General features: G+C 57.4%; 25 protein-coding genes and 1 tRNA gene. 4 read left to right on the forward strand and 22 right to left on the reverse strand.

Annotation, left to right across the window (positions count from 1 at the left end):
- Positions 1-36: 36 nt before the first annotated feature.
- Together H3L94_RS11295 and H3L94_RS11300 are read left to right on the forward strand one after the other, a co-directional pair.
- Positions 37-264, forward strand: coding sequence for an exodeoxyribonuclease VII small subunit (locus H3L94_RS11295; RefSeq protein WP_182122064.1), 228 nt, complete (start codon positions 37-39; stop codon positions 262-264).
- On the forward strand, positions 248-1144 hold the full coding sequence (locus tag H3L94_RS11300) for a polyprenyl synthetase family protein (protein ID WP_182122065.1): 897 nt from the start codon (positions 248-250) through the stop codon (positions 1142-1144). Before H3L94_RS11295 ends, H3L94_RS11300 begins: the two co-directional genes overlap by 17 nt.
- Positions 1145-1365: 221 nt before the next feature.
- Here the strand turns inward: H3L94_RS11300 and tsf are convergent, their stop codons facing one another.
- The 16 genes from tsf to H3L94_RS11380 form a co-directional block, all read right to left on the reverse strand.
- Complete coding sequence (gene tsf, locus H3L94_RS11305; RefSeq protein ID WP_009120072.1) at positions 1366-2220, reverse strand: translation elongation factor Ts; 855 nt, start codon at positions 2218-2220, stop codon at positions 1366-1368.
- Between the two features lie 99 nt (positions 2221-2319).
- Positions 2320-3045, reverse strand: coding sequence for a 30S ribosomal protein S2 (rpsB, locus tag H3L94_RS11310; protein WP_009120073.1), 726 nt, complete (start codon positions 3043-3045; stop codon positions 2320-2322).
- Between the two features lie 310 nt (positions 3046-3355).
- Positions 3356-3871 carry a pantetheine-phosphate adenylyltransferase gene (coaD, locus tag H3L94_RS11315; RefSeq protein ID WP_009120075.1) on the reverse strand — a complete coding sequence of 172 codons (516 nt, stop codon included), beginning with the start codon at positions 3869-3871 and terminating at the stop codon, positions 3356-3358.
- Positions 3868-4998, reverse strand: coding sequence for a beta-ketoacyl-ACP synthase III (locus H3L94_RS11320; RefSeq protein WP_182122066.1), 1131 nt, complete (start codon positions 4996-4998; stop codon positions 3868-3870). Before H3L94_RS11320 ends, coaD begins: the two co-directional genes overlap by 4 nt.
- Before the next feature lie 848 nt (positions 4999-5846).
- Positions 5847-6182: a type II toxin-antitoxin system HicB family antitoxin gene (locus H3L94_RS11325; protein ID WP_182122067.1), complete on the reverse strand. Its 336-nt coding sequence runs from the start codon at positions 6180-6182 to the stop codon at positions 5847-5849.
- Positions 6179-6448, reverse strand: a complete 270-nt coding sequence (locus tag H3L94_RS11330; protein ID WP_244958764.1) for a type II toxin-antitoxin system HicA family toxin — start codon at positions 6446-6448, stop codon at positions 6179-6181. Before H3L94_RS11330 ends, H3L94_RS11325 begins: the two co-directional genes overlap by 4 nt.
- Positions 6449-6837: 389 nt before the next feature.
- Complete coding sequence (locus H3L94_RS11335) at positions 6838-7179, reverse strand: hypothetical protein (protein WP_182122068.1); 342 nt, start codon at positions 7177-7179, stop codon at positions 6838-6840.
- A 374-nt stretch (positions 7180-7553) separates the two neighbouring features.
- Positions 7554-9464, reverse strand: coding sequence for a DUF927 domain-containing protein (locus H3L94_RS11340; protein ID WP_182122069.1), 1911 nt, complete (start codon positions 9462-9464; stop codon positions 7554-7556).
- Positions 9461-10519, reverse strand: coding sequence for a DUF7146 domain-containing protein (locus H3L94_RS11345; RefSeq protein WP_182122070.1), 1059 nt, complete (start codon positions 10517-10519; stop codon positions 9461-9463). Before H3L94_RS11345 ends, H3L94_RS11340 begins: the two co-directional genes overlap by 4 nt.
- Complete coding sequence (locus H3L94_RS11350; RefSeq protein WP_182122071.1) at positions 10516-10833, reverse strand: hypothetical protein; 318 nt, start codon at positions 10831-10833, stop codon at positions 10516-10518. Before H3L94_RS11350 ends, H3L94_RS11345 begins: the two co-directional genes overlap by 4 nt.
- A gap of 193 nt (positions 10834-11026) precedes the next feature.
- Entirely contained in the window at positions 11027-11476 is a 450-nt protein-coding gene (locus H3L94_RS11355; RefSeq protein WP_182122072.1) for a hypothetical protein, read from the reverse strand.
- A complete protein-coding gene (locus tag H3L94_RS11360; protein WP_182122073.1) occupies positions 11473-11667 on the reverse strand; it encodes a hypothetical protein in 195 nt (64 codons plus the stop codon). Before H3L94_RS11360 ends, H3L94_RS11355 begins: the two co-directional genes overlap by 4 nt.
- Positions 11668-12117: 450 nt before the next feature.
- On the reverse strand, positions 12118-12495 hold the full coding sequence (locus H3L94_RS11365) for a hypothetical protein (protein ID WP_182122074.1): 378 nt from the start codon (positions 12493-12495) through the stop codon (positions 12118-12120).
- A complete protein-coding gene (locus tag H3L94_RS11370) occupies positions 12492-12728 on the reverse strand; it encodes a helix-turn-helix transcriptional regulator (protein WP_182122075.1) in 237 nt (78 codons plus the stop codon). Before H3L94_RS11370 ends, H3L94_RS11365 begins: the two co-directional genes overlap by 4 nt.
- A gap of 238 nt (positions 12729-12966) precedes the next feature.
- Entirely contained in the window at positions 12967-13758 is a 792-nt protein-coding gene (locus tag H3L94_RS11375) for a hypothetical protein (protein WP_182122076.1), read from the reverse strand.
- A 152-nt stretch (positions 13759-13910) separates the two neighbouring features.
- Entirely contained in the window at positions 13911-15122 is a 1212-nt protein-coding gene (locus H3L94_RS11380) for a tyrosine-type recombinase/integrase (RefSeq protein ID WP_182122077.1), read from the reverse strand.
- Between H3L94_RS11380 and H3L94_RS11385 the strand changes: the two genes are divergently transcribed.
- Complete coding sequence (locus H3L94_RS11385; RefSeq protein ID WP_182122078.1) at positions 15102-15308, forward strand: hypothetical protein; 207 nt, start codon at positions 15102-15104, stop codon at positions 15306-15308. The genes H3L94_RS11380 and H3L94_RS11385 overlap by 21 nt on opposite strands.
- Positions 15309-15411: 103 nt before the next feature.
- Here H3L94_RS11385 and H3L94_RS11390 read toward each other — a convergent pair.
- From H3L94_RS11390 to H3L94_RS11415, 6 genes are all read right to left on the reverse strand, one after another.
- A tRNA-Leu gene (locus tag H3L94_RS11390) sits at positions 15412-15497 on the reverse strand.
- A 31-nt stretch (positions 15498-15528) separates the two neighbouring features.
- Positions 15529-15855, reverse strand: a complete 327-nt coding sequence (secG, locus tag H3L94_RS11395) for a preprotein translocase subunit SecG (RefSeq protein ID WP_182123180.1) — start codon at positions 15853-15855, stop codon at positions 15529-15531.
- Positions 15856-15865: 10 nt separating this feature from the next.
- The gene (gene tpiA / locus H3L94_RS11400) at positions 15866-16603 is read right to left on the reverse strand and encodes a triose-phosphate isomerase (RefSeq protein WP_182122079.1); all 738 of its coding nucleotides are present in this window, start codon (positions 16601-16603) and stop codon (positions 15866-15868) included.
- Between the two features lie 103 nt (positions 16604-16706).
- Complete coding sequence (locus H3L94_RS11405; protein WP_182122080.1) at positions 16707-17876, reverse strand: GDSL-type esterase/lipase family protein; 1170 nt, start codon at positions 17874-17876, stop codon at positions 16707-16709.
- Between the two features lie 21 nt (positions 17877-17897).
- On the reverse strand, positions 17898-18929 hold the full coding sequence (locus tag H3L94_RS11410) for an SGNH/GDSL hydrolase family protein (RefSeq protein WP_244958906.1): 1032 nt from the start codon (positions 18927-18929) through the stop codon (positions 17898-17900).
- 323 nt (positions 18930-19252) lie between these two features.
- Positions 19253-20692, reverse strand: coding sequence for an MBOAT family O-acyltransferase (locus H3L94_RS11415; RefSeq protein ID WP_182122082.1), 1440 nt, complete (start codon positions 20690-20692; stop codon positions 19253-19255).
- A 248-nt stretch (positions 20693-20940) separates the two neighbouring features.
- Between H3L94_RS11415 and H3L94_RS11420 the strand changes: the two genes are divergently transcribed.
- Positions 20941-21729, forward strand: coding sequence for a helix-turn-helix transcriptional regulator (locus H3L94_RS11420; protein ID WP_182122083.1), 789 nt, complete (start codon positions 20941-20943; stop codon positions 21727-21729).
- Positions 21730-21761 lie beyond the last annotated feature (32 nt).

Genomic DNA, 21761 nt, shown 5'->3' on the forward strand with positions numbered 1-21761 from the left:
CAGGCTACCTGAAACCCGCCCTCACGAAAGCCCACCATGTCGAAAAAATCCCCCAAAAGTTTTGAAGACGCCATGGCCCGCCTCGAAGCCCTGACCCAAGCCATGCAAAACAGCGAAATGCCCTTGGAAGAAGCGCTGGCGGCCTATCAGGAAGGCAGCGAATTGGTGAAATTCTGCCAAAACAAGCTGGCCGAAGTGGAACAGAAACTGCAGGTATTGGACGCCGGCGAACTGAAGGAGCTGAACCTTGAACCCAGCGAATGATTTTGCCGCCTGGCTGCACAAAGCGCAGGCGCAAACCGAGCTGGTACTGGAGCGCCTGCTGCCCGCCGCCGATACCGAGCCGCAGCGCCTGCACCACGCCATGCGCTACGTCAGCCTGGGCGGCGGCAAACGCCTGCGCCCGCTTTTGGTGTTGGCCGCCGCCGAAACCGGCCGCCCCCACGGCGACGCCTTGGAGGCGGCGATGGCGGCGGTTGAGCTGATCCACGTTTATTCGCTGGTGCACGACGACCTGCCGGCCATGGACAACGACAGCCTGCGCCGCGGCAAACCCACCTGCCACATCCAATACGACGAAGCCACCGCCCTGCTCACCGGCGACGCCCTGCAAACGCTGGCCTTCGATCTGCTCAGCCGCCCCAACGGCCTGCCGGCCGAGCGCCGTTTACAGCAAATCCAAACCCTGGCACAAGCCTCCGGCAGCCTGGGCATGGCCGGCGGGCAGGCCATCGACCTGCAGCACGTCGGCCAAAACATGGATCAAGCGCAATTGGAAACCATGCACCGCCTGAAAACCGGCGCCCTCATCCGCGCCGCCGTGGCACTCGGCGCCCTGTGCTGCCCCGATACCGATGCAACTGCCTTGGCCGCCCTCGACACCTACGCCGCCAAACTGGGCCTGGCCTTCCAAGTGATCGACGACGTGCTGGACTGCGAAGCCGATACCGCCACCTTGGGCAAAACCGCTGGCAAAGACGCCGAAGCCGACAAGCCCACTTATGTCAAACTGATGGGCTTGACCGCCGCCCGCCACTATGCCGCCTTGCTGGCCACCGAAGCCTGTGCCTCACTGCACCCTTTCGGCCAAACCGCACACCGTCTGCACCAGCTGGCCGACTTTGTTACCGCCCGCCGTTATTAAACGGGGACATGCGTTGCGGCTGACTGAAACGGCTTCCCCATGCTTTCAGGTAGCCTGAAGCCTGTGCAAAAATTCTGCCCCACCTGTTACCAAACAGCGGGGCGATTTTTTGTCATTCAGGCTACCTGAAAACACTGTATCAAACCTGCGGCCGGTCCACTCGCCCACAAAAAACCACCTGCCGTTTTTGCGGCAGGTGGCGGGGAAGCAGGGACGGCGCCTTATACTTTGGCGGCAGCAGCCACTTCGGCTGCGTAGTCCACTTCTTTTTTCTCGATGCCGTCGCCCACTTTGTAGCGCACGAAGCTGATCACTTCCGCGCCGTTTTCTTTCAGGAATTGGGCCACGGTTTGGTCGGGGTTCATCACGAAGGCTTGGCCGTTCAGAGTGATTTCGGCCAGGAATTTCTTGATGCGGCCTTCCACCATTTTGGCGGCGATTTCGGCCGGTTTGCCGGATTCGATGGCTTGCTGGGTGTAGATGTGACGCTCTTTTTCCACCAATTCGGCATCCACTTCGCTTTCGGCCACGCATTGCGGTTTGGCGGCCACGATGTGCATGCCCACTTTGCGGGCCACGTCTTCGGCGCCTTTGAACTCAACCAACACGCCTTCGGTAGCCAGGGCGCCGTGGATGTAGGCAGTCAGGCTGTTGCCGGTTTCGATCACTTGGAAACGGCGTACAGACATGTTTTCGCCCAGTTTGGCGATGATGGCTTTGCGTTCTTCTTCCACCAGTTCGCTCAACTCTTCAACCGTAGCGGGTTTTTTGGCCACGGCGGTTTTGGCAACAAAGTTGGCAAACTCTACAAAGCCGGCATCTTTGGCCACGAAGTCGGTTTCGCAGTTCACTTCCACCAAAGCGCCTGCATTGCCTTCGATGGCATAAGCCAACACGCCTTCGGCAGCGGTGCGGCCAGCCAGCTTGCCGGCTTTGGCGCCGGATTTGATGCGCAGGATTTCTTCGGCTTTTTCAAAGTTGCCTTCGGCTTCCACCAAAGCTTTTTTGCACTCCATCATGCCGAGGCCGGTGGCGGCGCGCAGATCGGCCACCATTTTTGCGGTAATGTTAGACATAGCTGTCTCCTAAAATTCATGAACACGAAACGCGGCCGGTGCCGCGCCTCAGAAATGGGAGCAGGCTACCTGAAAATAAGGCAGCCTGCGGGGCAGAACTTATTCTGCGGCAGCTTGGGCAGCGGCCACGGTTTCGGCGATGGCTTGGTTTTTGCCTTCCAAAACCGCATCGGCCATGCCGCGGCAGTACAGACGGATGGCTTTGGCGGAGTCATCGTTGCCCGGAATCACGTGTTTCACGCCGTCGGGGCTGTTGTTGGTGTCCACCACGGCAATCACCGGAATGCCCAACTTGGCGGCTTCTACCAAAGTGCCGTGCTGATAGCCGGTGTCGATCACGAAGATGGCATCGGGCAGGCCTTTCATGTTTTTGATGCCGCCCAAAGAGCGTTCCAGCTTGTCCACTTCGCGCTGCATATCCAGCAGTTCTTTTTTGTTGTAGCCGCTGGTTTCGGCGTTTTCCAAAACTGCTGCTTTTTCTTCCAGGCGTTTGATCGACTGTTTCACGGTTTTGTAGTTGGTCAGCATGCCGCCCAACCAACGGTGGTCAACATAGGGCATACCGGCGCGGGTGGCCTCTTCGCGGATGATGTCACGCGCTTGACGCTTGGTGCCGACGAACAAAATGGTGCCTTTGTTGGCAGCCAAACGACGCACCACGTCTTGGGCTTCTTGGAACAGCGGCAGGGTTTTTTCCAGATTCACGATGTGGATTTTGTTGCGCGCGCCGAAAATGTATTGCTCCATTTTCGGGTTCCAGTAGCGGGTTTGGTGGCCGAAGTGTACGCCGGCTTCCAGCATTTGACGCATGGTAACTTGAGACATTTAATTTCCTTACAAAGGGTTAAGGCAGACATCCATGCGCACAGAACCCGAACTCCCGAAAGATTCCGAGCACCCTTTGGCGCAAGATGCGAGCATGATTGGGATAAAAAATAAAAAACGCTTCCAAAACGAAAGCGGCGGAATTGTATAGGAAATGAAGCACTCGCGCAAGAAAACCGCATCCAGAAACAACATCCTGGATGCTATTTTTGCCCGCCAAGCGACACAACTGCTTGGTCATGCAAACAAACCAGGCTACCTGAAACGCCGCCTTGGCATTTTCAGGTAGCCTGAGTCGCAGATCGCCGCTTTACGGCACAACTGGCTGCTCGCCTTGATCTGCCATGATTTTGCGGTACACCGCATCCGGTACATAGCGGCGGATGGTTTTCTGCCAATTATGCGGCCCCACCATGCCTTTCACCATGGTGGAAGACACTTCGGCAAATTCGCGCGGCGGCATCAGGATCACGGTGGTGATGTCGGGCTGCAAATCGGCGTTGATGTAGCGCATCGAGCGCTCATATTCGTAATCCGAGGCGGTGCGGATGCCGCGCACCACGAATTTGGCGCCGATGCTGTCGGCAAAATCCACCAGAAAACGGTTGCTGAAATGGGCAATGCGCACATTGGGAAATTCGGTGGTGATTTCCGCCAACATGGCCTGCCGCTCTTCCAGCGTGTAGGTGGATTTTTTGTCCGGATTGTTGCCGATGGCCACCACCAGCTCGTCAAACATGGCTTGCGCGCGGCGGATCATCCACAGATGGCCGTTGGTGGGCGGATCAAAGCTGCCGGCATACACGGCGCGGCGCGGCGCGTTCATCGTTTTTCCAAAATCACGGAGCCGATGGAATAACCGGCGCCGAAACTGGACAGCACGCCCAAGTCGCCGCTTTGCAGGCCGTCTTGATATAAATGCAGGGCAATCACGGAACCGGCCGAGCTGGTGTTGGCATAGCGGTCGAGAATAATCGGTGCTTCTTCGGGCGTGGCATCGCGGCCGAGCACGCGGCGGCTGATCAAATCGTTCATGCTGCGGTTGGCCTGGTGCAGCCAGAAGCGTTTCACCGCTTCGGGGGCGATATTTTGGGCGGACAAATGGGCAACAATGTGTTCGCCGACCGCCGGGCAAACTTCCTTAAATACCTTCCGACCCTGCTGCACAAACAGCTTGTCGGCCGCCAGCGGGTCGTTATCCGCCTCACAGCGGTTGAGAAAGCCCGCATTATTGCGGATATTGTTGGAAAACTGGGTCCACAGCCGAGTGCTGACCACATTGAAGCCCTGCTTGGGCGCGGCCAAATCGGCGCGTTCGAGCAGCAAGGCGGTGGCGGCATCGCCGAAAATAAAGTGGCTGTCGCGGTCGCGGAAATTCAGGTGCGCGGTGCAGATTTCGGCACTGATCACCAACACACGGCTGGCCGAACCGTTGGCAATCGCGTCCGCCGCCGTTTGCAGGCCAAACGTGGCGGACGAGCAGGCTACATTCATGTCGAAAGCAAAGCCGCCGGCACCCAAAGCATGCTGAATCTCCACCGCCACCGCCGGATAGGGGCGCTGCATATTCGAATTGGCCACCACAATCATGTCAATGTCGGCCGCAGCCACACCGGCGCGATCCAAAGCATCGCGTGCCGCCGCCACGCCGATTTCGGCCTGCAGCGACAAAGCGTCATTGCTGCGCGGAGCAAATACCGGATGCATGACGTCCGGATTCAGAATTCCTTCTTTATCCATCACAAAACGGCTGCGGATACCGGACGCTTTTTCGATGAATTCGCTGCTGGACTCGGCCAACGCCGCACGGCTGCCGGCGGCAATTTCATCGGCATGTTCTTGATTGTACTGGGCCACATAGCGGTTGAAAGCGGCAACCAGCTCTTCGTTACTGATGCTGAAAGGCGGGGTAAACAGGCCGGTTGCGCTGAGAACGGCGGCGGGGTGGGACATAGCGGTGCTCCAAAATAAAAGCGCGGGAAACCCGCAAACGCGGCAAGCATAATGCTTTGGAAAACGGAAGTCAAAGCATGAGCGCCATCGGGGAAAACCTGCCGCCATACGACGCTGCAGGATTTGCTCTGTGCCTGTTTTCCGAGCGCCGGCAAAGCCGATAAAAACAGCCCAAACTGAAATGTTCGGGCTGTTTTGCTTTGGTGACTCTGGCGTTATTTTCCAAACACTAAGATTTGCCTGTAAATTTGGCTCTACTACCGTGGCGCGGATAGACGGCAAGCCGCTTGCCGATTAACCAAAATTGTGAATAAGTCTATGAATTGAAATTATATTGTAGATTTTCTTAGACGCATAGAGACAAAAAAACAGCAACCCGAAGGCTGCTGGTTTCTTTAGTATGGTGGACATCGGGACTTGAATTATTCACTCAATACATTGTTTAAAAAATACAAAATAAATTTAAAATCCAAAAGCACCAACAAAAGCACCAACATTTTGTTCAAGTCACCCTGTTTCACAACGCGGGCAACAGCCAAAATAAACCGCAGAGCACGCTCTAATGAATTGGGCTGATAAAGCAGCATCAGAACGTAACATAATAGAGCCGTATTTCATTCTGTTTAGCAAGGCGCAAAGCCATTACAAAAAACTATAAAGCAACCTGCAATGAATTGTGCCAATAAAGCGGTATCAATGGAACATAATAGCTGCCGCATTTCTCGGTATTCTCAAGCGTCTTACCAACGGAATAAATTGCCGGCAGGGGCTATGCCGCACACAACCGGATAGTCATCTATACGCAGTTATTCAGCGGACACCATCAAGCAGTAGCGAAACACACGCCCTCAGGACTGAGCAGACTGGCTGATGGCACGGCTTACCCACTCGTTCAAGCTGATATTCTGCGCGGCTGCTGCCGCTACTGCTGCCGCATGGGTAGCGGGGCTTACCCGTACATTGAAACGGCCTGAATACTGCTTGTAAGGCTCAATGCCTTTCTCTTTGCACACATCGAGAAATATCGCCAAGCTGGCTGCGCCTTCTTTGTGCAGGTCGGCCACGTTGTCGGCGTAAAAGTCCGCCCCGCCATTGAGGCCGATAAATTCTCCGCGCAGCAATTCGGTTTCCGGGTCGTACTGGATAACTGCCTTATGGCCGTTGATTTCCATTATGTTGTTCATGGTTTTACTCCGTTGTCTTCCAACCATTTGCGCACGCTAGCCACCGCGCCTTTGTCGGTATCGGGACTGGGGTGCGGCCGATGAAACACTTTCACTTGCCCAAATAGCACAACGGCAATGCGACTGCCTTCCCGCTCCTGAATTTCCGCGCCCAGCTCGGTAAACAGGGATTCTATATCCGCCCATTTGATGCCACCGGATACGGGGCGGCTGAATATCAAAGCAAGCGTGCGCTGGTGTCTCTTCTTCATCAAAATAAATGGCACTATTATCTAGTACCATTTTAAAACAGGGACGGCGGCATGACAATCTGCGCTACCGCCACGGGGTAAGCGGGCGGCGCTGGTTTCAGGTAGCCTGAAGGCGTGAAACCAAACAGCATTAAATGCTAAAAGTTCAATGTTAATCAGCCTGTTAATCCTATCTTTAACATCGCTCCACAGGAAAAAATTCTCTCAATGAAAGTGCGGGCGGTGTCCGATAGCCAAGCCCTACAGACTTTTACCGCCCCCACCCCTGAAAGCCAGCAAGCAAATCATATAACCCTGCCGCTTCCCAAAAAATACGGTGCGAATAACCCGCGTGAATCGAACGGCTGGAAGTACCTTACCGCCTTTCAGGTAGCCTGAAGCCGGACGGCAGCAGCCATACCGGCCTAACGGCCATCGAATATCCAGCCTTTCCCCTGCGCTTGGCCGATATGGTAGCCCCGCATCACGGCCTTGGCCGTCAGATTCAATTCTATTTCCGGCTGCCCGTATGCATGCGTCAGCCTCGGCGTGATGATGCCGCCCAAAGACACCGTTTCCCCTTGCTGCCTCTCCAGCAGATAGCCGCACACGCGGCCGTCAAAGGCAATCACATTCGCGTGCATGGCAGGCAGCTCACGATTGAAGGAGGACACATTCATTTTCGCAATCACATACACGCTGCCACGCTCGGTAAACAGCTTTTTCGGCGGCCGGCTCAATCTGCCACTAATGATACCGTCTATCATTTAAACCCCTTTTCGCAAAAAATATATAACGCACACCCCCAAAAACTTGGTTACTTTGGTTACTTCTTTGTTTTATATGATAAAATACCCCTTTTTCTTGGTTACTTTACGGTTACCGCTTGGTTACCATTTCAATATCAACATGATTTAAAACAATAAAATCTTGGTTACCTAATTAACATCATGAATATTAAAATTAAATCAGAAAACAGCGCCTGTTTTTCTCAATAAGGTAACCAAAGTAACCAACGGGTAACCAAGAAGTAACCAAAGCAAAAATACCGAATATCACATATAAAACATGAAGATAATGCAATGGTAACCAAAGTAACCAACATTTAGCGCCTCGCGCGTACGGAAACATTCAAACATGCCTACCGGCCACCAAGGCTTTCCCCGTCTGCCGGCTGTCTTTCCGGCGGCTGGCTGCCCTCCAAAACGTAAAACCAAGCCGTCGTCATGCCGTTGCGCTTCAATTGTTTTGTCCAACGCGAACTGCCCTTGCGCAGCCAGCCGGCATCAAACAACACCTTGCAAACAAAATCCTTGTCATAGCCGCCGCATACCTCGGTTTCAAAGGCTTCACGGGTCAGGTAGTAAACTGGGGCGTAACCGTTGCGCTGTTCCACATAGCCGGCATGGTAGCGGCTGGTGGTGTGAATACCGTCCGCACCAATATCTTCCAGCCGGCGGAACATTTCCGAATTGCCTTTTGATTGAATGAAGTCAATCGCCCGCTGCAAAATGGTGCGTTCCTCGTAATTGCCCCTGCCTTCCCGCTCGTACCACGCCTGAAAGCAGGCACGCACACCAGCCGCACCTTCGCCGGCAGCAAACCCCGTAATGCCGTATTCCGTTGCCAGTTCCAAAGCGGCCGCCACCAGCGCAAAGCGTTTCGCCACCCGTGCCGGCTGGCCGTCCAGTTCCGGCAGGGATTGGCGGAAGGCTTGGCACAAACCGTTCACTTTGGCGATAAACCCCGCCTTATCCCTGTGCATGGCAGCGGCCACCTGTGCCACAAACGCCCGACCGGCCTGCCCGTAGTGGTATTTCGCCGCCCGTTCCAGCGTTTCCGCAAATTCCGCCCCGTCGGCAAAGCCGTGCAGGGTGTCGAACACACGGAAGCCCTTGCCCGCATCGGCCGGCACGGAAGGCAGACGCACGTTTTGGCCGGCGTTCCATTCAAAGCCCGCCTGCTTCATGTAGTGAAGGGCGTCAAACTCCCCCGTAGAAAGCAGCAGCACGCGCCATTCCAGCCGTTCGCGGTTGCCGCCTTGCTTCGCCCCTTGCAGCTTGCCCACGCCGTTAAACAGCGAATAGGCCACGCTGCTCACGTCTTGGCCTTTGGCCTGCGAAATTTCGTCCAACACCATAAAGCCGTCTGAAGTGGCGGCCGCGATATTGTCAATCGCCAAGGCGGTTGCTTTCCAAGTGTTTTTCAGCTTGTCTGGATTACCGAATACCGACAAAGCCAGCATGGCGGCCGTGGTTTTACCGCCGCTGGAAGAATGGAACAGGTGGAAACCGCCGTTTTCCAGCTTCATCGGTGCCAGCAGCGGGGCGGCAAAGGCCGCGCCCAACACCAGCAGCAGGCGGCTGTTGCCCGCCGCGTAACGCGCTACTTCGGCCTGCCATGATTCCAGCGTGCCGGATACCGTGTAGGCGGTCTTCTTAGACGTGTCGCCGTTGTAGATAACCTTTCCGTCGCTGCGGCCGATGATTTCGCCGCTGGGCAGCACGTAAGCCGTGTAATCGTCATTCAGCCAGCCGCCCCGGTTGGCGATTTGCCAGTCCGTCAGGTCGCCTTCCCATTGCAGATAATCCGCCAATGCGCCCTGTGCCTTGCCGCCTGATTTGATGCCGATACCCAAGCCACGCAGAAAGCGCCAGCAATCAGGCATGCCCACGCCTTCCAAAGGCAAAGCCGCCTGCTGGCGCTGTCTTTCCCCACGGCGGGCATATTCGATAATGCGGTATTCCTTCCCGTCCTCGCCCGTGCCTCGCCCAATCAGGCCGATGGGGTCGGCAATATGCAGCGCCGGCAGATGGTAAGGCTCGCCTTCCCGCGTCATGCCCACGCCGATAAAAAACAAACCGTCCGGCCGATTCTCGTAATACGGCACCAAGGGCGAAGCATCGGCATCGGCAATGCCCTGCAATGCCTCTAAATCGCTGATAGGCACATTTTGGCCGCCCTTGCCTGCCTTGCCCTTCACTAAGCACATATTCGGCTTACGGCCGCCGTTTCGGCCGTCTGCGCCTCTGTTTTTGGTTTCGTCCGTCATGCCACGGCCCCTTTCCCTACCTGTGCCGCCAACACATCCAGCGCATCCGCGCCCGTCATGCTCGGCTGCCAAATCTTGATGCTGTCCAAATGGCGGCTGTACCGCCGCTGCAAGGCCCGTGCAGCCTGCATACCCGTGCCGTTGGCATCGTTATCGGCCACAATTACCAGCTCGCGTATTCCTGCCGGCAACGCCAGCGATTGAATGCCGTGCGCCGAACCGCAAGCCCACATCGGCACCCCGGACACATAACGCGCGGCCACGGCCGTTTCTATTCCTTCGCAAATGCCGATACGGCCGTTTTGTGGCGTGAACAGGCGTATGGCCGCCCCGGTTAGGCTGCCTGAATGCACGGCACGCATTTTCTTGGCCGGCAGGCGTTCGCGGGTTTTCGGGTCGAACAACACCGCCTTGCCTGTGGCACCGCCTGCCGTAACGGCCAAATACGTCAGATGCAGGCCGCACGGCCGGCCTTCGGCATCGCGGTAAAGCCCCACCATGGCAGGGAAACGGCCAAGCAGCCGTTTGCCGTGCCAGTAGGCCAGGTGCGGATGAAAACGTAACGCCGAACTCACCGGCAAAGCTTCCGGCAAGGGAATGCCGCGCCCGTGCAGATAATCCGCAATCACAGGCTGCGCATTCCACAGCAGGCATTCATCCCACAGCTTCGCCAAACGGCAGCGGTTGCGCGCCGCCTCTTCCGCCGTGTGGTCGGCTGCCGGCTTGGCCTTCGCCACCATGGGCGCCACATGGCCGCCGGCCAAACCCAACACCGCTTTTACTGCCTGCACCGCTTCAGCAAAGGTGTAGCCGTACACCAGCATCAACAAATCGAAGCCGCTGCCGCCATCCGGGCTACAATGGTTGCAAATAAAGCCGCCGCCCTGCTTGTGGTTGGTAAAGCGGAAGCGGTCTTTGCCCCCGCAAGCGGGGCAGGGCTGGTGTTTGGACTTATCCAGCAGCGCCGCCGGCACGCCCAAAGACTGCAAGATTTCCGGCCAGCGGCCATACGCCGCCGCCTTCACGTCGTTTAAGCCGATACGCACGGCATTCATGCCAACCCCCTTTCCGGCCGCCAGCCGTCGCCAAACACGCTTTCAGGTAGCCCATCGGCAGGGAAAGCCTTACCGTTGCCGTTGAAGGCATCGACCGGCGTTTCAGGTAGCCCGCAGCCCGTGGCGGCACATGATGCCCCGCCATCATCTTCCGGCAAAGGCACCACACGGCACACCAGCCAGCGGCCGCAAGCAGACTGCACCAAGCCCAAACGGGCATAGGCGGGATGGTTACGCAGTTTGGCCGCATCGGCCGATGCCGCCGCCAAGTCGGCACACGCCCACAGCGGGGCGAGCAAAACGAATTTATCCATGACAAACACCTTTTTCAGGTTGCAAAACACCAGCCAAGGCGCAAAAACGCCTTAGCGGTGTGAAAATAGGGAAGGGAATTTGTAGAGAATGGCCGTTAGCGGCTCAAATTTGCGTTTTTAGCGTGGTTTCCTGCCTAGAGAATACTAGGGCGCATCAAGCCCCGAATCGCCGTAAAAACGCTTCTATGCCGCCTTATGGCGAACCGGGCGAAGCCGGCGGGCTTTTCGGCTGGTGTGCGCAGCGCTTGGTGGCGGATTTGCCCGCCACCGCCCCGCATTCGCGGTACACGCTTTCCCGCGCCAAAACTTCGCGCCAATCGGCCAGTAATGCGCCCACATCGGCCGCCAAGTGCGTAATGAAACTCAAGGTAGTCTCTATCTTGTCGTCATCTGGCATGACATGGCTTAAAGGCTGGTTGCTGTAAGCCGCCTGCTGCACAAAGCCGGCCAAACTCAAGATTTCAGCCAGTTCCGTTTGTGCGGCTTCCACCGTACACAGCAAAGAACCGCAATCGCCATCGGATACTGCCGCCAAATGTTCGCGGCCGTAAAGATAGGTTTTTTGCACGGCGGCCACAGCGGCAGCATTGCCCAGCAAATCGGCCAGCGGGTTGTAATAACGGGTTTCCAAAGTCAGCTTCATGCCGCACCTCCAGACACCACGCGGGCAACCGTCCAACAGTCGGCAGCGGTTTGCTGGATATTGAAGCGGTAAGACACCGCGCTTTGCGCCGTCAGGCGGTCAACAAAGGCGCTGGCTTGCAGCAAAGTGGGGAAGGTGCGCAGCGGTTGCGCGGTAATGGGGCGTGAATAGCCCTTGCGGATTGGTTTCATGATGATAAGTACCTTTTCACGTTGGTTTTTAAGCCCCCGTTTCACGCTGCTAAACGTGAGGGCGGGGAACAAAAGGAACGGGTTAGCAGACTGGACAACGTGTTTCCAGCAGGCATAAAGCCTCCCGTTCCCCTGTTCCCCGTAGGAAAAGGTACAACAAGGGAATGCAGACGCAATAACGCCGCCCGATAGGGAATAACGGCGGCTTGTCTGCCACGTTGTATTAGGGCTGCTAAACCCTGCCGCCTGATTGAAAGCGGCAGCCGTATCTTGCCGCTGCCGGCGGGCGCTGTCAATAGACGGGCGCGGGCAAGCTACCTGAAAAACAGGCGGCACCACGGCCACAGAGTGCAAAAGACAGTTTTTTGATAACATAACGATTCTTCCCGACCTGCGTTTTATCTCCCCGCAGGTTTTACGCCGCCGCCCTTTTGGGTTGGCGGCTTTGTTTTAGATACCGGCAGCTTCCATTTCGGCCGCTTCCAAAGCCAAACGGACTGAATCGGCCTGATACTGCAACAACGATTCTTCAATCTTGTTTAACAGCGCCAATTCGCCGCCGATTTCGCCGTGATAGTGCGCCACCGGACACAGCTTGAAAGCTTCCTGCTTGGCTTCCGCCACACAATGCAGCAGAAAATCAATATCGGATGCTGTTGCGGTATCCCGCCCCAATAAATCGCCTTCCATGCCGCAAACAATCGCGGTCAAAAAATCGTGATTGCCCAGCAAGCCAAGCAGGCCGCCTAAGCGGCGGTCGGTCTGCCCGCCGTCAGGATGGCGGCACATTACGCCGTGAACTTGTTGGCGGTATTCCTCTTCTCTCATGCCACTGCCCCTTTGCTGGTGTGTTGAATAGCCCGGCTGGCAGCAAGGCGGCTTTCCAACCAAACATCAAGTTCCGATTCCACCCATGCGGTAGTATTGGCCGCCAGCTTTACACCCTTTGGAAAAGAAGCATCGTAGCGGCTGTCTTTCGGATTTTGCTTTGCCCACACCGCAGCACGGCTCAATCCGGTTTTTGCCATCACTTGCGGCAAACGTAACATCTGAATGCCCATTTTATTCACTCCATAAAATTAACCCCGCTGCACCTTGGCCTAGACTGAAATAGCTGGCTTGATACAGCGGGGCGAAATATAACTCCCTGTAAAATCAATATCTAGGATTGGGTAATGCCATTTCATGATATCGCAATGACATTTGGTGATTTAGCAATGCTCTGTACCCATTTTTCTACAATCACGAGGCGTAAAAAATGCCCGAATATCGGGCATGGGCGTCAGCTTGCTTTATCATTTAAGCTGATGATTTCATTTCATTATCAATCTCACTTATCCAGCGTTTAATCGTCTCTTCGGTAATAAACTCATCTCTTTCCGACAAAGCTGCACCGTTGTTGACTGCTTCATCAAAAAAATCAGCATATGCCTGCACCATTTTTCGTATAAATTTAGCTTTATCGCCCCGCTGCAAACCTTTTTTCAAAATTTTCTGATATTCAGGAGAAACCACCTCATTCCTGAATCTTGCCTTAAAGGATTTGGCAGCACTTTCTACCGCTCCCTTACGCCGCCTTCGCTTGACCTTCTGTTTTTCTATCTCAGGCGCACTGCTGCCCCAAAAGGCGGCATCATTCAATAGAAAAGCCAGGTCTTGCATAACAGCCGCCCGCGTCAAGGCATCATCACGCTGTAATTTGCCAGCCTGAATACTTTCAGCATAAGAAACAACCAACAAGCAGGCAGCGCAAGTAGATTCCAAGTGCCATCTTTTCCGCACTTTTAATTCAGCGCGAAGACCAATACGGGGAATACCAACAATAAGCTGCTTCCAACGGTTACCAAAATCATCTGCACTGGCCGAAAATGGCTCCATTAACCAAGCATAAGGATATTCCTCATTTTCCTCACGCATCGCCCTTGTCAAATAACAATAACTAAGAATAGTCTCTTCCAAGTCTAACAATTCTTTATCATTCAGGAAGTGTTTCAGTACTTGTGTCTGAAAATCATAAATACGGGTTATTTGAAAATCCACCCCCCATGCTTTCAACAAATCTGCATACTCGAGTAAACCTACCTTATCCATTATCCCTACCGTTCCCCTGCCTAAGATAAAAGGGAACCACACCGGCAAGGCTGGCAGGGAATTGCCTTGTTTTCGCCCTTGGTAGCTAATCGCGGGCTAGGTGTGGCGGTAAACGCTTTTCAGGTAGCCTGAAAGGTGCAGGCTGGCATGCCTCAATCTGCCGCCAGCAGGGCTTGTGCGGCCTCGTAATGCCGCCGCAGATAGTCGCTGTACCATTGCATCATCTTGCGCCTTTCCGCCATATAGTCCGCCCGATTGTAGGCGGCACGGATTTTATTGGCCGGCACATGGGCAAGCTGGTGTTCGATGGCATCGGGATTAAAGCCCTGTTCGTTCAATACTGTGCTGGCTAGGCTGCGGAAGCCGTGCGGTGTGGCAATGCCTTTGTAGCCCATGCGTTCGATGATGCGCGGCAGCGTGGCCTCGCTGATAAAGCCGTGCGTGGCCGTGCGGCTGGGAAACAGATAGCACCCGTTGCCGCTCAAGCCGTGAAGCTCTTCCAGTAAGGCAAGCGGCCAATCGGCCAAAGGCACGGTATGGCTGCGTTTCATTTTCATGCGGGCAGCCGGAATCACCCATTCGGCATTTGCAAAATCCACTTCCGGCCATTCGCTGCCGCGCAATTCGGTACTCCGCACAAACACCAGCATCGTCAGCAATAGGGCAATCCGGTTTCTGTGGTCTATATCGGCCAACAGCAGGCGGCGGTAAAACTCGGTCAATTCCCCTTGCGGTAAGGCCGGCATATGGCGCGTTGCCTTCTTGTCAAAGTAGCCTCGTAAGGGCGCAGCCGGGTTGCGGTCTGTGATTTCCAACATGGCCGCATAGCCGTAAATCGCGGCTATCCATTGGCGCACCTTTTCGGCTGTGACTGTCGCGCCCCGCGCCACAATACAGCCGACAAGCGCTTTCACATCGGCCACGCCAATTTCATCAATCTGCCGGCTGCCGATAGCGGGAAAAACGTCTTTTTCCATATCCGACATAATCCGGCCGGCGTGTGCAGGCTGCCAGCGGTGCAAATTGTCATGATGCCAAGCGCGGGCGATATGCTCAAACGTATGCAGCAAGGCGGCCTGCTGCTCGATTTTGGCCTGCTGTTTGGCTTCGCTGGGATTGATGCCTTTCGCCAAGTCTTGCCGCGCCTGCTGGTGTTTTTCGCGGGCTTCGCTTAAACCTATATCGGGATACTTGCCAAGGCGCAACGACTGCTGCCGGCCGTGGAAGCGGTAATTGTAAACAAAATACTTGGTGCCGCCGCGTGAAACGGGGCTGATAACCAAGGCCAAGCCGCCGCCATCGGACAAAGTTTGCTTCTTGTCGCCCGGCTTGGCTCGCCTGATTTGCAAATCGTTAAGGGGCATGATGGTCTGCTGGTGTTGGTGCTTGTGACGAATGCGGCAAAGCCACAGCCAATCAGGCTTGCCGGCGATTTTGTTGGTGCTTTTTTATGCCATTTTGCCAAGCACCAACAAAAGCACCAACATTTTTTTGTAGATTTGGTGGCCTGTCTGTGGACGGGGATAGACGGCAAGCCGCTTGCCGATTAACCAAAATTGTGAATAAGTCTATGAATTGAAATTATATTGTAGATTTGCTTAGACGCATAGGGACAAAAAAACAGCAGCCCGAAGGCTGCTGGTTTCTTTAGTATGGTGCCGACATCGAGACTTGAACTCGAACGACCTAGGGTCACTACCCCCTCAAGATAGCGTGTCTACCAATTCCACCATGTCGGCTGAAAACTGTTTGTCAAATACGGCGGCTTCCTTATTCAGGAATCACGGCTTGGCTGGCTGCAGCAGGGGCTGCCGGTTGAGCGGCGGCTGGCTGATCGAAATTCAAGCGGCTTTTATTGCCATAGGTTGAAATATAGCTCAAGGCCAAGCAGCAGGCAAAGAATACGGCAGCGGCGATGGCGGTGCTGCGGCTCAAAAAGTTTGCGCTGCCAGCAGAACCGAATACGCCTTGGGCGCTGCCCGAGCCGAAAGCGGCACCGGCATCTGCGCCTTTGCCCTGCTGCATCAGAATCAAACCGATGACAGCCAGCGAGGCAAAACCGCCGATGATCATAATGATGGTTTTAAATGCTTCCAGACCCATGTTTTTACTCGGTTGCACAAATAATGGCAGCGAAACTGTCCGCTTGTAGCGATGCGCCGCCGACCAAGGCGCCGTCCACATGAGGGAGGCTGAGGATGGCGCGGGCATTTTGCGGGTTGACGCTGCCGCCGTAAAGGGTGCGGATATTAGCACCCTCGGCCGCCCATGACAAGAGCTCGCGGTAAATAAATGCATGCATTTCTGCAATTTGCTCGGGCGTGGCCACTTTGCCGGTGCCGATGGCCCATACCGGTTCGTAGGCCACCGCAATTTGAGCGGGCTTTTTCTCTGCCAGCACAGCCAGTTGGGCGGCCACCACGGCTTGCTCGCGGCCGGCTTCGCGCTCGGCCAGCGATTCGCCCACACACAACACCGGAATCAGGCCGGCGGTTTGGGCATGGTCGATTTTTTCGGACAGCACGGCATGGTCTTCGCCGAAATACTGGCGGCGCTCGGAATGGCCGACCAACACAAAGTCCAAGCCGATATCGGCCAGCATGGCGGCGGACGTTTCGCCGGTAAAGGCGCCGTCGGCGGCAAAGCGGCTGACGTCCTGCGCGCCGTTTAACCACCCGGCCGGCAACAGCTGCTTCAGGGCGGCGGCGTACGGCGCGGGGGCGGCAATGCCGGCAAGCACGTTTTCAGGTAGCCTGTGTTGGGCCAAACGGGCGGCAAAATCAGCGCAGGCGGCCGAACGTCCGTTCATTTTCCAGTTACCCAAAATCCATTGTTGCTGCCACATGTGCGCGTTCTCCGAGTGATGTGAAACGGCGGCTATTGTAACCGATTTCCCCCGCTGCCTGCCGGCCGCCGAGGCTACCTGAAAACCGGTCCGCCCGAATGGTTTATTTCACCAAAGCGATGATGTCTTCGGCCAATTGGCCCGCGGCCTTTTGATAGCCTTGGGCAGTGAAGTGGACGCCGTCACGGGCGCCCAGCCCTTGGCCGATCCAGCTTTTCATGCTGCAAGGGCCGCCCATGGCTTCCTGCCAAGACCAAAAGAAAATCTGCTCCTGCTGGGCCACTTCGCGTTGCATCTGTTGGACCGCATCCAACGGCGCCGGACGGGTGCCGCACCGGCCCTGCTTGCCGCGCAGCGACTCCGGCGCACCCACAATCAAAATACCCGCGCCGGGCAGGGCTTCGCGGATGCGGCGGATGGCAAACGCCCATTCTTCCTTGGTTTGGGCGATGTCGATGCGGTTGTTGAACGCCTCGTTGGTACCGTAGGCCAAAATCACCAAATCGGCCTGGGTGGCCGATAAATCCTGCGGCCAGTCGCTGCGCCAGCCGCTCCATTGTGTCAGCTGCGCCCCGTTGATGCCCATGGCCGACACCACCACCCCGGGGCGGTCGTTTTCGATATTGATGTGGCCGATTTCCCAAATATCGCCCGCTTGCGCGCGGTAGCTCAGCGGCAGGCTGGCGTGGAAAGAAAAATACTGCCAAGCATTGCTGCCCAAATTGGGCAGGGCGGCCGCGGTTTGGCCTTGGCCGTCGCTGACGGTCAGGGCTTGGTCGGCAAACACGGGGCGGGCAGTGATGGTGATGCGCTGTTCGCCGCTGACCGGCTGGCGCGGCGACACGGTAACGCGACCGCCGTTACCGGAACGGGACAGGATGCCGCCAAAGGGGAAGTCGGCGCGGTCTTTGCGGCTGCTGAGCAGCTGCCAACCGCTGCCGCTGTGCAAAACTTGGGCGTTGCGCTGGCCGCTGACGGCGTGCGGATACACCCAGCCGATGCCGCCGTCGCCCCATTTCTGCTGCAGGCGCTGGCGCAGCTCGTGGGTGAAGTGATCGCCGGCGGTGTGCGAATCGCCCACCTGCAGGATGCGGAATTTCACGTTTTCGCCGCGGTTGAGGCGATCCAGCTTGTCCAACCAAACCGGCTGCCAAGTGCCGTAGTTGGTGAGTTGGGCAGCTTGGGCCTGGGGAGTGGGGTCGGCGCCGCAGGCTTGGCAGCTCAGCAGGCAGGCCAGCATCAGGGCGGCCTTTCTGCCTGTGTGCAACAACATAATTTTTCCTTTAATTTTGACTTAGGGTGTGTGTGGTACGGCTGCGGGCACAGCGGCGGCGGCCACCGGCTCGGGTGCGCGGTATTCGATGTAGGCGGCGAGGTGGTCGGCCAAGAACTGCTGGCCTTTCAGCGTGAAGTGGATGCCGTCTTTGCTGCGCACGCGCACGGAACGGCCGTCCAGTTCTATGCTGTCGCGGTATTCGCCGTTCTCGCTGCCGCCGAGCAGGCGGTCGGTGGGCAGCCAGATGGCTTTGCCCTGCAATTCGCTGGCCATGATGCCGTCGAGGTAGCGCATTTGGGTGTTCAGCTTGCTGCCCTTCATCAGCGGGATGCCCAGCCAAACCAATTGCACGTCGGCGCGGCGGGCGGCTTGGACGATGCGGTCGATGCGCTGGCGGTACACCTGCTCCCATTCGGGGCTTTGGAATTTCAGGTAGCCGCTGCCGGGCTGCTGCGGATTGGGAAAATCCCACGGGTCGTTGGGGCCGAGAAACACCACCAGCAGTTTGATGTCGGGGTCGTCCTGCAACTGTTTTTCAATCACGGCGGGCCAATCGAAAAACTGCGGATACGACAAACCGGTGCTTTGGCGGCTGAGGTTGACCGACTGGATGCCGTATTCGCTGCGCAGCCGTCTTTGCAGGTGGGGTGCGATGCCTTCCATCATGGAATCGCCGGCAAAAAACACCTTGTCGCCGGCCGTGAGGCGCACTTTATCAGGCGCACGTTGCTCGGCGGCAAGCGGTTTTACCGTCTCTGACGGCGGCTTAACATTCGCTTGTTCGAGCGGTACGGCGTGCGCAAGGGCTACCTGAACGCCCGGCTTGGCTGCGGGCGCGGGCGGCGGCCGCCAGCGCTCGTTGTGTCCGGCAAACCAATCGGCCAGCGCCTGATAACGCTCGTTGGCCGCCGTTTGCAGCCGCGCGCCGCTCTGCCACCAGGCGTAGCGGTTCAACATTTCCAGCGGGCTGGCGCGGTGGTAGGTTTGCTGCCAGTAAGCGTTGATCGACTGCTGGCTGAACCATACCGTGAGCAAGGCGGTACACAACATCACCGCCGCCAGCCCCCAAGCATAACGGCGGGGTTGGGGTTTCTCGGCCAAGGCAGCGGGCGGCTGCGGCTTGGGCTGGCGCACCGGAATATGCGGCTTGGCCGGCAACTCCGGCACGTGCTTGTCCGCTTGGGCAGCTGCGCGGACGGCAACTGGAGCGGGCGCGGCCGGCCGGGGCGCAGATTTGCTGTATTTGTGGCGGTTGGCTTTGCGTTTGGCTTGGTGCGGTTTCATGCCGTGTTCCTTATGTCCATATAACGGCGGATGGTGACGGTGCGGTTCAGGCTACCTGAAAGACTTGGGTGTCGGTTATTTCGGCCGGATCAGAAATTGGCGTAGATAAAGCCGGGGATGCCGGACGGCGCCAATACCATCAGCAGCCACAGGGCGGCGGCCAGCGGCAGCGGCCACAACCACAGCGGCAGGCGTTCCAACAGGCGCACCGCACCTTGGAACAGGCGGGCAAGACTGCCGTAAAACAGCAGCGCCAACACCATCAGCGCCAAGACGGCCACGGTGCCCAAATCGGCCGGCCGCCAGCCCAACTCATTGCCCAGCAGGGCGCGGAACATCAGGCCGGCTTCCTCCAAACTGGCGGTGCGGAACACCACAAAGGCGAAGCAGACGAAGTTCACCGTGACCAGCACGCCCAGCGCCTTGCCCCAGCGCGACGACGAGGCCAGCCACTCCCGTTTGCCCGCAATGCGGTCGCCGATATTGAGCAGCACCAGCGCCGCGCCGTGCAAAAAGCCCCACAGCAGAAAGTTCCAGCCCTGGCCGTGCCAAATGCCCGACAACAGCATGGCCGCCATCAGGTTGAACTGGGTGCGCACAAAGCCGTGGCGGCTGCCGCCGAGCGGGATATAAATGTAGTCGCGGATCCAAGTGGAGAGCGTGATGTGCCAGCGGTCCCAAAAATCGCGGATATTGAAGGCGCGCAGCGGCATCATGAAGTTTTGCGGCAAACGGAAACCGAGCAGCATGGCCATGCCGATTACCAAATCGGTGTAGCCGGAGAAATCCAGAAACAGCTGCACCGTATAGCCGTACATCGCAGTCAGCACCGCCAGCGCATCGTACTGCATCGGGTTTTCAAACACCGGGTCCACCCAGCCGCCGGCCAGCGAACCGGCCAGCCACCATTTTTTGGTGATGCCCAACACCACCAGCGACACCGCCAGCGCCGGATACAGAATGCGGCGCGGCGTATCGGTTTGAATCTGCCCGGCCATGCCCGGATGCGTGCCTTCCAGGCTTTTCAGGTAGCCTGCCCGCGCAATCGGGCCCGAAGTAATGGTGGGAAAAAAACTCAGGTGCAGCAGCAGATCACGCCATTTCAGCTTCACGTCTTCGCGCCGGTAAAGCGACACCAGATAGGCCACCGCCTGAAAGGTGTAATAAGAAATGCCCAAAGGCAGCAGCAGATCGGCCACCGGCCCGTGCAACCACTGCTGCAAAGCCGGACGGAAGAAATCGAAATACTTGAAAAACGCCAGATTCACAAGCGCCAAGCCCACCCCGCCGGCCAACCAGCCCTGCCGCGCCCGCGGCCGCACCGCCTGCGACAGCCCGGCCGCCGCCACCGTCACCGCCAGCGAAAACACCACCACCGCCGCAGCAAAGCCCCAATGCAGATGAAACAGCCAGCCCAAGCCCGCCGCCAGCAGCAGATAATTCTGCCCGCGCGGCGAAGCGCGCAGCAGCCAATAGAGGGGAAAGAAGCAGAGAAAAAAAACGGCAAATTCGATGGAAAGCAGCGGCATGGCGGAAGCAGGGCAGGCTCAAAACGGAAATCAAACGGACGGCCGCAAACGGACGGCCGCAAAACGCCGAATTATACCCGCCTCACGTATTTTTACAAAAACTTTCAGCCGCTTGCCCGGCATCCCGCAGCAGGCGGCAGGCTACCTGAAACGCCCCATAGGGAAGCTGCCGCCGTTTCGGCTTGAAAGCGGCGGCCGTTCGGTGTTACGGTGCGGCGTCGCTTTTCTTGTCCGAATCAGGCTTGACCATGCTGCCTCCCGAGACCATTGATGCCGTTACCGCCCATATCCGCGCGCATTTGCACCAAGACCCCACGCCGGCGCAGATTGCCGCGCATTTCAGGGTCAACCGCTTCGCCCTGAGCCGCTGGTTTCGCGCCCACACCGGGCTGTCGCTGCGCGACTATATCGCCGCGCTGAAAATCGAGCAGGGCATTGCCCCGCTGGTACAAGGCCAGCCAGTGATTGCCTCGCAACTGGAGGCCGGTCATGCCAGCGCCGCCACCTATGCGCACCGCTTTCGCGCCCATACCGGGCAAAGCCCGCGCGACTACCGCGCACAGGCCGCCACCTTCAGCGCCACCTTGCGGCAAGCGCTGCATGACGGCGGCGCCCGGGTGCTGCCCTACCACGGCTTCGACCCCGCTGCCCACCCGCAAACGCATGCGCTCAGCGTGGAAATACAGGGCGAGGGGCTGGCACCGCTGGTGTTTGTCGGGCTGTTTCCCGAGCCGATTCCGCGCGGCGTGCCGGTACTGGGGCGGGCGCTGTTTCACACCCGCCGCTTTGTCATCGACCACATGCCCGACGGCCGCTACCACCTGCTCGGCTGCGAAATGCGCCCCAGCCTCAACCTGCTGGATTTCTTCCGCCTCGACCACTGCCTGCGCGCCCTGCATCCCGAACCCATCACCTTCCCGCTGCCCGCACCGCAAACGCTCGATTTAGCCTTCCGCCCGCTGCGCCCCAGCGACCCGCCGATCACCGTCAACCTACCCAAACTGCTGTTTGACTACCTGCGCCAGCGCAATCCGTGACAAATGCCGCACAGCGATTTGCGGCAGAATCT

The sequence above is a fragment of the Neisseria shayeganii genome (assembly GCF_014054965.1).
GTDB lineage: Bacteria > Pseudomonadota > Gammaproteobacteria > Burkholderiales > Neisseriaceae > Eikenella > Eikenella shayeganii.